The 13,167-nt window shown below is 71.0% G+C and carries 11 protein-coding genes; 8 read left to right on the top strand and 3 right to left on the bottom strand.

Annotated features, from left to right (window positions below):
* The first annotated feature begins 1 nt into the window (after position 1).
* The 5 genes from OG456_RS28965 to OG456_RS28945 all read left to right on the top strand — a co-directional run bounded on the left by OG456_RS28965 (position 2) and on the right by OG456_RS28945 (position 7,929).
* Complete coding sequence (locus tag OG456_RS28965) at positions 2-1,096, top strand: GNAT family N-acetyltransferase (protein WP_266566028.1); 1,095 nt, start codon at positions 2-4, stop codon at positions 1,094-1,096.
* Positions 1,097-1,471: 375 nt separating this feature from the next.
* On the top strand, positions 1,472-2,272 hold the full coding sequence (locus OG456_RS28960; protein ID WP_266566026.1) for a glycosyltransferase family 2 protein: 801 nt from the start codon (positions 1,472-1,474) through the stop codon (positions 2,270-2,272).
* The gene (locus OG456_RS28955) at positions 2,269-3,282 is read left to right on the top strand and encodes a glycosyltransferase family 2 protein (RefSeq protein WP_266566024.1); all 1,014 of its coding nucleotides are present in this window, start codon (positions 2,269-2,271) and stop codon (positions 3,280-3,282) included. The genes OG456_RS28960 and OG456_RS28955 overlap by 4 nt, the downstream gene beginning before the upstream one ends.
* Entirely contained in the window at positions 3,279-4,079 is an 801-nt protein-coding gene (locus OG456_RS28950) for a polysaccharide deacetylase family protein (protein WP_266566023.1), read from the top strand. Before OG456_RS28955 ends, OG456_RS28950 begins: the two co-directional genes overlap by 4 nt.
* Before the next feature lie 82 nt (positions 4,080-4,161).
* A complete protein-coding gene (locus tag OG456_RS28945; protein WP_266569473.1) occupies positions 4,162-7,929 on the top strand; it encodes a lipopolysaccharide biosynthesis protein in 3,768 nt (1,255 codons plus the stop codon).
* A 39-nt stretch (positions 7,930-7,968) separates the two neighbouring features.
* Here OG456_RS28945 and OG456_RS28940 read toward each other — a convergent pair whose 3' ends face one another.
* The gene (locus tag OG456_RS28940; protein WP_266566021.1) at positions 7,969-9,393 is read right to left on the bottom strand and encodes a xylan 1,4-beta-xylosidase; all 1,425 of its coding nucleotides are present in this window, start codon (positions 9,391-9,393) and stop codon (positions 7,969-7,971) included.
* 155 nt (positions 9,394-9,548) lie between these two features.
* On the opposite strand from OG456_RS28940, the gene OG456_RS28935 reads away from it, so the two are divergent.
* Positions 9,549-10,643 (top strand): DUF5925 domain-containing protein, encoded by a 1,095-nt coding sequence (locus OG456_RS28935; RefSeq protein WP_266566019.1) that lies wholly within the window; start codon positions 9,549-9,551, stop codon positions 10,641-10,643.
* Positions 10,644-10,680: 37 nt separating this feature from the next.
* Here OG456_RS28935 and OG456_RS28930 read toward each other — a convergent pair whose 3' ends face one another.
* A complete protein-coding gene (locus OG456_RS28930) occupies positions 10,681-11,061 on the bottom strand; it encodes a GntR family transcriptional regulator (RefSeq protein WP_266566017.1) in 381 nt (126 codons plus the stop codon).
* A gap of 70 nt (positions 11,062-11,131) precedes the next feature.
* On the opposite strand from OG456_RS28930, the gene OG456_RS28925 reads away from it, so the two are divergent.
* A complete protein-coding gene (locus OG456_RS28925; protein ID WP_266566016.1) occupies positions 11,132-12,052 on the top strand; it encodes a GNAT family N-acetyltransferase in 921 nt (306 codons plus the stop codon).
* A complete protein-coding gene (locus OG456_RS28920) occupies positions 12,033-12,533 on the top strand; it encodes a DUF402 domain-containing protein (protein WP_266566015.1) in 501 nt (166 codons plus the stop codon). Before OG456_RS28925 ends, OG456_RS28920 begins: the two co-directional genes overlap by 20 nt.
* Here the strand turns inward: OG456_RS28920 and OG456_RS28915 are convergent.
* Entirely contained in the window at positions 12,530-13,165 is a 636-nt protein-coding gene (locus tag OG456_RS28915; RefSeq protein ID WP_266566014.1) for a class I SAM-dependent methyltransferase, read from the bottom strand. The two genes, OG456_RS28920 and OG456_RS28915, sit on opposite strands and share 4 nt — an antisense overlap.
* Between the last annotated feature and the right edge of the window lie 2 nt (positions 13,166-13,167).

Genomic DNA, 13,167 nt, shown 5'->3' with positions numbered 1-13,167 from the left:
CGTGGACATCACCCTGCACCGGCCCGGTGAGCTGACCGCCGCCGACCGGGCCGCCTGGACCGCCATGCAGTCCAAGGCGCATCTGCACGGCACACCCGAGCTGGCGAACCCTTTCCTCTCTCCCGAGTTCACCCTCGCGATGGGCCGCTGCCGGCGCGGGGTGCGGATCGCCGTCGTGCGCGAGGACGGCGAACCCGCGGCGTTCTTCCCGTTCCAGAGATCCGTGACCGGCGTCGGCAGGGCCGTCGGCCTCGGCGTCTCCGACAGTCAGGGCCTGGTGCACAGACCCGGCTTCGAGTGGGACGCCCGCGACCTGCTGCGGGCCTGCGGGCTCTCGGTATGGGAGTTCGACCACCTGGCGGGAGGCCAGGAGCCGTTCGAGGCGGAGGCCTCCGGCAGCTTCCCTTCCCCGGTCATGGACGTCGACCAGGGGTACGAGACGTATCTGCGCCTGCTGCGCGAGCGGTCGCCGAAGTTCGCCAGGACGACGCTGGCCAAGGACCGCAAGCTGGGCCGGGACGCCGGCGAGGTGCGCTACGTGCACGACGAGCGCGACCCGCGGGCCCTGGCGACGCTGATGGAGTGGAAGTCGGCCCAGTACCGAAGGACCGGCCGCAGCGACCGCTTCGCGCACGCCTGGATCACCCGCCTCGCGCAGCAGCTCTTCCACACCTCTTCGGAGCCGTTCGCCGGGATCCTGTCGGTCCTGTACGCGGGCGGGCAGCCGGTCGCCGCGCACTTCGGGCTCCGCTCGGAGCGCGTGCTCGCCTGCTGGTTCCCGGCCTACGACCCGGCGTTCGCGAAGTTCTCGCCCGGGCTGATCCTGCATCTGCGCATGGCCGAGGCGGCCGCCGCCGACGGCATCGCCTATCTGGATCTCGGCCGCGGCCAGAAGGAATACAAGGACTCCCTCAAGACACGGGAACTGATCGTGCACGAGGGTTGGGTGACGCGCCGTCATCCGGTCGCTCTCGGACACCGGGCGCGCCGCGCTCCGGTCCGGGCGCTGCGTAACACCGTGCTGTCCCGGCCCGAGTTCTTCGAGCCGGCCGACAAACTCCTGAAACGGATGGGGAAAATCCGTTCGGGGAGTTAAGGGCGAGGGTCAGGTAAAGGCCAAAACAACAGAAAGGTGAGGCCCGGATACAGGTCTTGCCATACAGTCTCAATCATCAATACCGTCGTACATCCACCCGCATCGGACCATCAACGCAATAGCGATCTAGGGGAGGGCTCAGGATCGCGATGGTCAGGCGCGGGGCGCGGTAGGGGGGTGCCGTGCTCGGTGACCGAGTTTCCGCCGAGTCGCGTGCCGCGTGGCCGATTTAGTCGATCGGTCTATTTTGCCAGCTCACCCGGCCTGTACAGAGCTCTATTTGTCATGGCCGTAAGTGAGAACCCCCCTTTCGAACCGGACAGACAACCGGACCGCCCGGGGCGGGCGGTCCACCGGACGAGAGGGACCAGACTCATGAGTTCTTTTGTGCGTCCTGCGATAACCAGCCAGTACAGGGCGATCTCGACCCATCTCGCGATTGCGCCGCCGGTGAGCGTCGTGATCCCCGCCATGAATGAGGCGGAAAATCTTCCGTATGTGTTCAAGACACTTCCCGACTGGATCCACGAAGTGGTTCTCGTCGACGGGAATTCCACCGACAACACGGTGGAAGTCGCCCGCGAACTGTGGCCCGACGTGGTCGTCGTCCCGCAGCGCGGCAAGGGCAAGGGCGACGCCCTGATCGCGGGCTTCGAGGCGTGCACCGGGGACATCATCGTGATGGTCGACGCGGACGGTTCCGCGGACGGCCAGGAGATCGTCTCCTACGTCTCCGCCCTGGTCTCGGGCGCCGACTTCGCCAAGGGCTCCCGCTTCGCCAACAGCGGCGGCACCGACGACATGACGCCGATCCGCAAGCTGGGCAACTGGGCGCTGTGCACGGTCGTCAACAAGAAGTTCGGCGCCCGCTACACCGACCTCTGCTACGGCTACAACGCGTTCTGGAGGCACTGCCTGGACCAGATCGACCTCGACTGCACCGGCTTCGAGGTCGAGACCCTGATGAACATCCGGGTCGTCAAGGCCGGCCTCAAGGTCCAGGAGATCCCGAGCCACGAGTATCTGCGGATCCATGGCGCGAGCAACCTGCGGGCCGTGCGGGACGGGCTCCGGGTCCTCAAGGTGATCCTCAAGGAGCGCTCGACCCGGCGCGCCCAGCGCCGCCGCCGGACGCAGGCGACCATGCTCAACACGGGCCGGGGAGAGGTGTCTTGAGCGCTCACGCCCCGCACGGCGGCGTGTCCGTCGTGATCTGCGTCTACACCGAGGACCGCTGGGAGGACATCCTCGCGGCGGTGTCCTCGGTGCGGGCGCAGTCGCTTCCGGCGCTCGAGACGCTGCTGGTGGTCGACCACAATCCGGCTCTCCTGGAGCGACTCGGCCAGGAGTTCAAGGAGTCCGAAGACGTCCGTGTGCTCGCCAACGCGGGCCCCCGCGGCCTGTCCGCGGGACGCAACACCGGCATCGCGGTCTCGCGCGGCGGGATCATCGCGTTCCTCGACGACGACGCGGTCGCGGAGCGGGACTGGCTGCGTCACTTCGCCGCCGGGTACGACGATCCCCTGGTCATGGCGGTGGGCGGCCGCACGGAACCCGTCTGGGCCTCCGGCCGCCGCCCCGCGTGGTTCCCCGAGGAGTTCGACTGGGTCGTCGGCTGTACGTACAAGGGGCTGCCGCGCGGGAAGGTGCGGGTGCGCAACGTGCTCGGCGGGAACGCCTCGTTCCGGCGCTCCGCGTTCGACGCGGCGGGCGGCTTCGCGACGGGCATCGGCCGCGACGGCGACAAGCGGCCGCTCGGCTGCGAGGAGACGGAGCTGTGCATCCGGCTCACCCGCGCCAGGCCGGACGCGGTGCTCCTGATCGACGACCGCGCGGTGATCCACCACCGGGTCCCCGCGGGCCGCGAGCGCTTCGCCTACTTCCGCACCCGGGCGTACGCCGAGGGGCTTTCCAAGGCACTGGTCGCGCAGAGCGTGGGAGCGGACAAGGGCCTCGAGTCCGAGCGGCGCTACGCCACGCGGGTCCTGCCGGCCGGAGTGGCCCGCGGGGTACGGGACTTCGTCCTCGCACGGCCGGGGGGCGCGGGACGGGCCGGGGCGATCGTGGCCGGAGTCCTCACGACGGCCGGCGGGTACGCGCTCGGCAGTTTCCGGGCGCGCAGGACGGGCGCGACGTTCTCGGTCGTGGAGATCGGGGCCGCCGAGGGGGGTGGTGGGCCGTCATGAGCACGCCCGTACCCATCCTCATGTACCACTCGGTGGCGCGTGAGCCGAACGACGCGACGCGTGAGCTGTCGGTGACGCCAGAGGCGTTCACCGAGCAGCTCGCGGCCGTCGCCGACCTCGGCCTCACTCCCCTGACGACCGCCGAACTCGCCGCGATCTGGCGCTCCCCGGGGCGCGCCCTGCCCGAGCGGCCCGTCCTCATCACCTTCGACGACGGCTACGAGGGCGTGCACCGGCACGCGCTCCCCGTCCTCGCCAAACACGGCTTCCCGTCGACGCTGTTCGTGTCGACGGGCTGGCTGCGCGGGGCGTACGACACCGGGCGCGGGCTCGACACGATGCTCGGCTGGGACGAGGTGCGCGCGCTCGCCGGCGCCGGGACGGAGATCGGCGGGCACAGCCACACGCATCCGCAGCTCGACCAGCTCGACGACGACGCGCTCGGGTTCGAGCTGCTGCGCTGCAAGGAGATCGTCGCCGACGAACTCGGCTCGGCGCCACAGTCGTTCGCGTATCCGTACGGCTACTCCAGCCGGCGGGTGCGCGCCGCCGTGCGCGGGGCCGGGTTCGCCCAGTCCCTGGCGGTCGGCAACGGCCTGGCCCGGCGGCGGCAGGGCCCGTACGCCCTGCAGCGTGTCACCGTGCGCCGGACCACCGGTATCGAGGAGTTCACGCGGCTCCTGGAGGGCCGCGCGATCGCCCGCAACTTCGCCAGGGACCGTGCCCTCACCAAGGGGTACGCCCTCGTCCGCAGAGCCCGACAGGTCCGCCGGAAGGCAATCCGAACCCGTGTCTGACACGACCACCGCCCAGGCCGCCACGACCACACCGCCGACCGAGCCCGAGCAGCCGGCCGGCCGCAAACTGCGGCTGCCCGGCATGGGCAAGGGTGGCAAGGGCAACAAGGACGGCATGGGGTCGGGGGGCGGGAACCAGCTGTTCCGCAACGCCTATGCCCTGATGCTCAACACCGGCATCTCCGGAGTGCTCGGCGTCGGCTTCTGGCTTGCTGCCGCCCGCTACTACTCGGCGGACTCCGTGGGCCAGGGCTCGGCGGCCATCGCGGCGATGAAGTTCCTCGCGGGGCTGACCGCGGTGACCCTGACGGGCGCGCTGGCCCGCTTCATCCCGATCGCGGGGCGGCGCACCGGCAGCTTCATCTTCCGTACGTACGCGGGGAGTTCGCTTGCCGTCGCGTGCGCGGCGCTGGTCTTCCTGCTGACGCTGGACGTCTGGGGCCCGTCGTACCGGTTCCTGCACGGCCCGGTCAACGGGCTCGGTTTCATCGCCGCCGTGGTCGCCTGGTCGCTGCTCACGCTCCAGGACGGCGTGCTGACCGGGCTGCGCAGCGCGCTGTGGGTGCCGGTCGGCAACACCGTCTTCTCCACGGTCAAGCTGGGCCTGCTGATCGCGTTCGCCGTGGCGATCCCCACGACCGGCGTCTTCGTCTCGTGGGTCGTGGCCATCGCGACGTCCGTGATCCCGCTGGGCTGGCTGGTGTTCCGGCGCCTGGTGCCGCGGCACGTCGAGCTCACGGCGCACCGGACGAAGCCGCCGACGCTGCGCGAGGTGGGCCGCTTCCTGGCGGGCGACTACACGGGCTCCCTGTTCTCGCTCGCCGTGGTCTATCTCGTCCCGGTCCTGATCGCTTCGCAGGTCAGCTCCGCCGACAACGCGTACTTCTACATCACCACCACCATCGGCGGCACCGTCAACCTGCTCGCCATCAACATGGGCGCCTCACTGACGGTGGAGGGCTCGCACGACCCCGCGCAGCTCGCGGCGAACACCCGGGCGGCGCTGCGCCGGATGGCGCGGATCATGCTGCCGATCTGCGGGCTGCTGTTCCTCGCGGCGCCGCTGGTCCTGCACGTCTTCGGCGACGACTACGCGCACGCGGCGACGCCGCTGCTGCGCTGGTTCGCCGTCGGCGCGGCCCTGCGCGTGGTCATGGAGACGTACTTCGCCGTGCTGCGCGCGCAGAGCCGGACGGCCGGACTCGCCTGGCTGCAGGGCCTGTTGTGCGTCCTGGTCCTCGGTCTGACGCTGCTGCTCCTGCCCCGGATGGGCCTGACGGGCGCGGGCGTCGCGGAGATCTCCAGCCTGGCCGTGATCGTGGCGCTCGCCGCGCCGAAGCTGTACCGCATCGTGCGGACCGCTCCCCCGGCGCCGGCCGTCGTGGGGGCCCCGGACGGCGATCTGGCCGACCTCGGCACTCCGGACAGGACCACGGGGGCCAAGCGGCAGGGTCCCGGGCAGGCGCTGCGCGGCACACTCGACTCCGACACACTGCACCTCGCGGTGCAGCTCAATCTGGACCATCAGGAGCGGCGCCCCGACGTCCGGCCGGGGCCCGCGACACCCGCGCACGGGACGCCGTCGGCGGGGGGCGGGGAGGACGACATGGGTCACCGGCCGACCTGGGCGCTGAAGTCCCCACCGGCGCCAAGACCGCCCGCCGAGCCGGAGCCGGCCTCGGCCTCTGCCACATCCGAAACTTCTGCCACGTCCGAGGCTTCTGACACCTCAGGCATCAATGGCACCTCTGACACGTCAGGCGCCTTCGACACCGCAGTTCCCGCCCCGCCTGCCACGCCCGCAGCCACCCCCCGGACCCTGCGGGACCGACTCGCGCTGCTGAGCCCGCGCGTCGTCGTCCTGGCACTGCTGCTGGTCGCCGCGCTCGGGCTGTACTGGGGACCCGTACTCGGCCTGAGCGACGGCGATCTCGACGGGATGGGCGGGCTCGGGCTCATCTCGGTGCTGCCGCCCGCGACGCTGCTCGGCGCGGCGCTCCTGATCGGCGTGTTCGCGTCCCTCCTGTGGCTCGAACGCCCGCACAAATGGCTACTGTTGCTGACGCTGCTCGCCACGGTCGTCTCGCTGCACGCCCTGCCCGCCGTGATCGAGGCCGAGCCGCGGTTCGCGACGGCATGGCAGCACCTGGGCTTCATGGAGTACATCGACAGGACCGGCTCGGCGGTGCCCGACCTGGACGCGCGCTGGAGCTGGCCGGGATTCTTCGCCGCTGCGACATTCGTCGCCAAGGCGTGCGGCGTCACAAACATGACGGAGGTCATCCGCTGGTGGCCGCTCGCCATGCAACTGCTCTACCTGGCACCGATGTTCCTGCTGACACGCTCGATGCGGGCGAGCTGGCGCGCCCGGTGGACCGGGCTGTGGATCTTCGTGCTCAGCGGCTGGGTCGGCCAGGACTACTTCTCCCCGCAGGGCTTCACGTACCTCCTCTACCTGGCCTTCGTCGCCATCCTGCTGGTGTGGTTCCGGGCGCCGAGGGTGCTGTGGACGAAGCGGCGGCCCGGCGAGCTGGAGGTCGAACCCACCGACCGGCGCCAGCGGGCGGTGCTGCTGCTCGTCCTGATCGGCCTGTTCGCGGCGACAGTCCCGGCCCACCAGCTCACCCCGTTCGTGATGCTCGGGGTCCTCGCGGTCCTGGTGCTCGTGGGCCGCTCCGAGCTGCGCGGCCTGCCGATCCTGTTCGCGGTCCTGGTCGCCGTCTGGGTCTCGTTCCTCGCGGAGCCGTACTGGTCGGGCCACTTCGACGAGCTGTTCGGCGGGCTCGGCGGCGTCGGCGGCAATGTGTCGTCGTCGGTCTCCGGGCGTATCCAGGGGGGTAGTTCGGCCCACAAACTCGTCCTCTACGCGCGCGTGCTGCTCGCCGGCGGTGTGATGGCGTTCGCGTGCTGGGGCTGGTGGCGGCGGCGCGACGCCAAGTACCGGGAGCGCTCCCTCCTCGTCCTCACGTTCGTCCCGTTCCTGGGCTTCGGCATGCAGTCGTACGGCGGCGAGATGGCGCTGCGCGTCTTCATGTTCGCGCTGCCGGGCGCGGCGCTGCTCGCCGGGCTCGCGCTGTTCCCGCGCACCGGGATCACCGCGAAGGAACGCGACCGCGACCGGGTGAGCCTCGCGCCGCTCGCCGCGCTGCTGGCCGGCCTGATCCTGATGGGCGGGTTCCTCGTGGCGCGCTGGGGCAACGAGCCGTTCGAGCGGATCAGGCCGGGCGAGGTCGCGGCGATGGACTACGTCTACGCGCACGACGACCCGACGGTCCGCCTGTTGTGGATGAGCAACGACATCGTCGACAACGTCACGCCCGCGATGCCGTGGGGCACACGTGACATGGAGAAGGTGCAGTACGTTCCCACCCTCGCGCCCGTCGACCCCGTCCTCGTCTCCAGCCTGGTGAAGGCGCTCAAGGACGCGGGCCCGAACTCGTACCTCGTGATCAACAAGAGTCAGGTCGTCTATCTGCAGATGGACGTCGGCTACTCGAAGACCTGGGAGACGCGGCTCATCCGCAACCTCGACGAACGCCAGGAGCTGACGAAGGTCCTCGTCAACGACGACGTCACGATGTACACGCTGCGCAAGCAGCCGAGCGGTGAGGTGCCGAAGGCCGAGCCGGGGCCGATCGGCCCGCAGATCACCTGGACCCCGTGGTCCGTGGTGGGCGGGCTCGCGGCCGTCGCCCTGGTCCTGCTGCTCGGGGCGCGCGAGATCGTGCGGGTGGCGGTACGGCCGGGTGTGCGACAACTGCGCTGGCTGCAGAGCAGTTTCTGGTTCTCGCTGCCGCTGCTGGCGGTGCTGCTCGCGTCCATCCTCCAGAGATTCCTGACGATGGCGTAGGCCCCGCGGGTCCTGTGAGCAGTCGGTGGCTCGGGCGGACTACTTCCGCTCGAGCCACTTCACTTCGTAGGCACCCATCTCGAACCGCTTCCCGTCGACCTTCGCGCTGATCTTCCGGTTCAGGGTGTTCACCACGACGACCGTCCTGTCGTCGGCGAGCACCCGCACGTTCGGTACGTCGTCCGCGGCGACCGGCACCGTCTCGTACGCGGTGCCGGGCGGGAACGCCCTGTGGAAGCGGGAGATCAGGTCGTACATGGGCAGTTTCGTGCCGCCGTCGCCCGACTGCGTGGGCGTCCACAGGCAGCCGGCGCACGTCGTGCCCGTCTTCTCCTCCGGGTTCCAGTAGAAGCCGGAGGACGCGCCGCCCTTGGCCATCGCGACGAGGCCGGACGCCTGGACCGCGACGCGGTGCGGCTCGCTCCAGCCCTTGCGGTCGTCGTTCCGGTCGCCGGGCTCCACGTAGTACTCGGCCCACCACAGGGGCAGGTCACGGGTCTGCCGCTCCACCCACTTGCCGACGGCGGTGAGTTTGTCGGTGGCCTTGAACGCGTCGGGCAGCAGCTCGTCGTCGACGGTGTAGCTGGAGCCGTCGACGACGACGAAGTCGGCGCCCGCCTTGTTCTTGTTCCAGTAGTCGAAGGCGTCGAGGACCCGCTGGTCCATGCTGCCCCAGGGCCCCTTCACGTCCGCCGACGCGTTCTCGCTCTGGCGCGGGTCGACGCTGTCCATCACCAGGTAGGGCCCGCCGACCATGATGTCCTTGTCGACCTTCTTGAGGGCCTTGTAGACGAGGTTGTACAGCTCTGTGTAGCCCTCGTAGTCCCAGCGCTGCTTCCCGTTGTTCCAGAAGCCCTTGAACTCGTTCCAGACGATGAAGTGACGCACGTCCGGGTATTGCTTGGCGACCGTCGCGGCGAGCGCGGCGAAGTCCTTGAAGTGCGCGCGGTCGGGCGCGGTCTCCAGGGACTGCCGGCTCCAGTCCGTGTTGTCGACCCCCGCCTTGCCGCCCTTCATCCAGTCCGGGGAGCAGCACAGCGTGACGACGGGGGTGCCGCCCGACTTCCTGATGAAGTCGATCCGGCGGTCCATCTCGTCGAAGTCGTAACGGCCCTTGACCGGCTCGGGGTTCCCGGCGCCCCAGCCCATGATGTGCTGGATCTGCGGAACCCCCTGGCCGGAGAGCATGTCCTCGACCCGCCGCGTCGCGCCGTCGTCTCCCTCGTCCGCGCTGTACTGGGTGTGCGTGAAGCCCCACCCGACCGCCGGCCCCAGCTGCGCGGACGGGTCGGACGGGGAGCCGTGCACCTTGTCACCGGCGCTCGTGGTGCCCCTGTCGTCGGCCCGGTCGTTCGGCAGTGTGCTGATCACCGTCAGCACCAGGGCCAGAACGGCCACCCCCACGCCGAGCAGAGCGGTGAGCCGCCACCGCCCCGCCCCCGAATTCCACCCATGACGTCCCATCAAGGGCAAGAGTAACTACGGTCCTTCACGGAGGGACAGACTCCGCTGCGACAGGGTCGTAACGGCGAACGGGAGCGGGCCGCCGTGCGGGCAAGCGTGTGACGCGCTGCGGAAATCCCGTGCGGGAGCGCCGTGCGTGGCGGATCATGGCGGGCATGTCTGCGAACCCACACGACGCGCTGCCGATCCGGCTCAACGTCGACGACAGCGACTCTCCGGCCGACGTCGTCGACGCGCTGTTCCTCGGCCGTTTCGCGACGGGCGAGCAGCCGCACTCGCACGCGGCGAACATCGACCGGGTGCGGTCGGGGGCCACCCTCCTGCCGCCCCACGCGGTGGTCCTGCGCTCCGCGCGCGACGACGACCGCAGCGCGACGCTCGCCGAGGGCGACGGCTGGACCGTCCTCGTCTCCCGCTGGAACAGGGGCGCCGACGTCACGGTGACGGCGACCACCGCGGAGCTGGCCGAGAAGGTGCTCGGGCAGGCCACGGACGGCGCCGCCGACGAGCCCGAACCCCAGCCGGAGAACGTGACGATGGGGTTCTGGTACGTCTCGCCCCGGCGCGGACCGCACCGCACCACGCGGCAGATCTCGGCCGGTACGTGGGACGATGTGCGGGAGAACTACACGGCGCCGGTGGCCGGGGCCATGGACCAGCTGATGAAGACGACCCCGGAGGACATCGCCGGCCGGCTGCTCCTGCTGCACGGGCCCCCCGGCACGGGCAAGACGTCCGCGCTGCGCACGCTGGCCCGGTCGTGGCGGGACTGGTGCCAGGTGGACTGCGTACTGGACCCGGAGCGGCTGTTCTCCGACGTCGGCTACCTCATGGACATCGCGATCGGCGAGGACGACGGCACGGCGAAGGGCCGCTGGCGCCTACTCCTCCTGGAGGACTGCGACGAGCTCATCCGCGGCGAGGCCAAGCACACGGCGGGGCAGGCGCTCTCACGCCTGCTCAACCTGACGGACGGCCTGCTCGGGCAGGGGCGGAACGTGCTGGTCGGCGTCACGACGAACGAGGACCTGGAGCGTCTCCACCCGGCGGTCGTACGCCCCGGCCGCTGCCTGGCCCGTATCGAGGTGGGCCCCCTCACCCACCGTGAGTCGGTGGACTGGCTCGGCAACGAGGAAGGCGTGGGCCGCGACGGCGCGACGCTCGCAGAGCTGTACGCGCTGCGCCGCGGCACCAGCCCGGCGTCGGTCCCGGACCAGCGCGATTCGGCGGACGCGGGGCTGTACCTGTAGGTGGCTCAGGACCTGGGTGCCCAGGGCTGCTACCCGGTCACCCCTTGTCCCCGTACGACGCCCGCAGCGCGTCCCGTACCGCGGCAAGCGCCTGCGCCTCGGAGAGGCCGAGGCGGTGGGCCCGTTCCGCGAACGCGGCGGCCGCCGCCGAGGCCTCCCGGGCCGACGCGTCACCGGCGGCGGCCACGAACGTGCCGTTGCGGCCGCGCGTCTCGATCACCCCGTCCGACTCGAGCGCCCGATACGCCTTGGCCACCGTGTTCGCGGCCAGGCCGAGCGTCTCGGCGAGCCCGCGCACCGTCGGCAATTTGTAGCCGACGGGCAGGGTCCCGGAGAGGGCCTGTCCGGCGATCTGCGCCCGTACCTGTTCGTAGGGCGCCGTCGCCGCGCCCGCATCGATGTCGATCTTCAAGGTCACGGGCCGATTGTCCCGCACCTCGCAAAAATGGGAGGCACCCCGGCGCGCCCCGCGCGTAGCGTGCGGCCGTATGACTGTGATCGTCCGGGCCCTTCGGCCCGAGGACGCGGCTGCGTTCGCCCGGGTTCGCCGCGCCGCACTGCCCGCCATGCTCGCCACCGCCGAGTCGGTCGCCTTCGATCTGGCACACGCCCATCCGGACGCCCGGTACCGGCCGTTGGTCGCCGAGGCCGACGGCGAGGTCGTCGGCACCGCGCAGGTCGGGATCGCGTACGACAGCCCGGACCCGGGGCAGGGCTATGTGAACGTCTATGTGGATCCCGGGCACACAGGTCTCGGAGCCGGGTCCCTCATCGTGCGGGCGGCGGAGGAGTATCTCGCCGGTGAGGGCGCCGTCGCCGTCTACTCGTGGGTGCTGGACACCCCGCGGGACCGGGCGTTCGCCGCGCGCCGCGGCTACCGGGCGAGCCGGCCGGCCCACTTCCTCCGCCTCGATCTGGCGCACGGCACGCTGCCGCCGCTCGCCGCGGCGCCGGCCGGAGTGACGCTGCGGACCGGCGCGGACTTCGCGGACGACCCGCGTCCGCTGTTCGAACTGGACGCGGAGACCGTGAGCGATGAACCGAGCGACGTGGCCACGGAGTTCACGGACTACGAGCACTGGCTCGACGAGACCTGGCACCATCCGCTGACCGACCACGAACTGACCTCGGTGGCCGTGGCCGACGGCCGGCCCGTGGCGTTCAGCCTGTCCCGCACCGATGACGAGACCCGCTACACGTCGGGCATGACCGGCACCGCGCGGGGGTTCCGCGGCCGCGGCCTGGCCAAGCTGGCCAAGAACGACTCCCTGCACCGCGCACGCGAGGCGGGCATCACGGAGGCGTTCACGGGCAACGACGCGGGGAACGGCCCGATGCTCGCGATCAACAAATGGTTCGGCTACGAGATCTGTGCCACGGAGGTACGCCATGTCCGCACTCTCACCTGAGACGACCGAGACGCTTGAGGTAGTCCTGCTCAAAGCGGGCCGCACGAAGATCCGTTATCCCGCGGACGTCGTCCGCGACGACGGCACGCGCGTGACCGTCACCGCCGCCTGGGCCTCCCCCGGGGTCAGGGACTTCGGGTTCGTGCGCTTCGGGCCGGGCGACACCTTCACCGAGCACTACTGGCGGGACCGGTGGTACGCGGTCAAGGAGGTGCGCACCGGCGGCGGCACGCTCAAGGGCTGGTACTGCGACGTGACCCGGCCGGCGGTCCGCGAGGGCGGCGAACTCGTCGTGGAGGATCTCGACCTCGACCTGTGGGTCTCGGCGGACGGCCGTGACGTACTGCGGCTCGACGAGGACGAGTTCGCGGAGAGCGGGCTCGCGGAGAGCGACCCGCACGCGGCGGCGGCCGCGCTGCGCGCCCTCGACGACCTCGAACTCCTCGCGCGCACCGAGGGGTTCGCCCGGCTGCTCGCCTAGAGCCGTGCGGTCGCGACCACCGCGTACCGGTCGTCATCGACCTGTCTCCCCCACAACAGCGCGTCGCCGGAGAGCGGTTCGTGCCGGACGTGGGTGGCGAGCGGGGCGAGGGCGCCGGTGAGCCGGACCGCCGGGACGCCGACGGGGCAGAGCGTTCCCCACACGCCCTCCACCAGGATCAGCCGCCCGCCGGGCCGCAGCAACGAGAGCCAGTGCGCGAGGGCACCGTCGAGGTCGGGCAGTGTCCACGCGACGTGCCGCACGAGTATGACGTCGAAGGTCTCGCCTGCGACGGGCGGCGCTGCGGCGTCCCCGACGAGCACCCGCGCGGCGCGGCCGGCGAGCTTGGCGCGCGCGAGGTCGACCATGGCGGGCGACAGGTCGACCGCGGTCACGCTGTGTCCCTGGTCGGTGGCGAGCAGCGACATGCTGCCCGTGCCGCAGCCCAGGTCGAGCAGGTCGCAGGGGTGGTCCGGCAGCCAGTCCCGCAGGCGTGCGGCCCAGGCCCCGCGCACGGCGGGATCACGCAGACCATGGTCGGGTTCGTCGTCGAAGGCCGCGGCCTCGGCGTCCCAGTCGACCGGATCGAGGGGCGCCATGTCCCGGTTCGTGGTGTCCTCGCTCATACTCATGC

This window comes from Streptomyces sp. NBC_01446, from assembly GCF_026340095.1.
GTDB lineage: Bacteria > Actinomycetota > Actinomycetes > Streptomycetales > Streptomycetaceae > Streptomyces > Streptomyces aureus.
Note: the sequence above shows the minus strand (reverse complement) of the source record. Positions and strands in the feature narration are given on the sequence as shown.

Coding starts and splice junctions, on each gene's coding strand:
- OG456_RS28960 (WP_266566026.1), top strand. CDS start 1,472: ATGAGTTCTTTTGTGCGTCCTGCGATAACCAGCCAGTACAGGGCGATC.
- OG456_RS28950 (WP_266566023.1), top strand. CDS start 3,279: ATGAGCACGCCCGTACCCATCCTCATGTACCACTCGGTGGCGCGTGAG.
- OG456_RS28945 (WP_266569473.1), top strand. CDS start 4,162: ATGGGCAAGGGTGGCAAGGGCAACAAGGACGGCATGGGGTCGGGGGGC.
- OG456_RS28940 (WP_266566021.1), bottom strand. CDS start 9,393: ATGGGACGTCATGGGTGGAATTCGGGGGCGGGGCGGTGGCGGCTCACC.
- OG456_RS28935 (WP_266566019.1), top strand. CDS start 9,549: ATGTCTGCGAACCCACACGACGCGCTGCCGATCCGGCTCAACGTCGAC.
- OG456_RS28925 (WP_266566016.1), top strand. CDS start 11,132: ATGACTGTGATCGTCCGGGCCCTTCGGCCCGAGGACGCGGCTGCGTTC.
- OG456_RS28920 (WP_266566015.1), top strand. CDS start 12,033: ATGTCCGCACTCTCACCTGAGACGACCGAGACGCTTGAGGTAGTCCTG.
- OG456_RS28915 (WP_266566014.1), bottom strand. CDS start 13,165: ATGAGTATGAGCGAGGACACCACGAACCGGGACATGGCGCCCCTCGAT.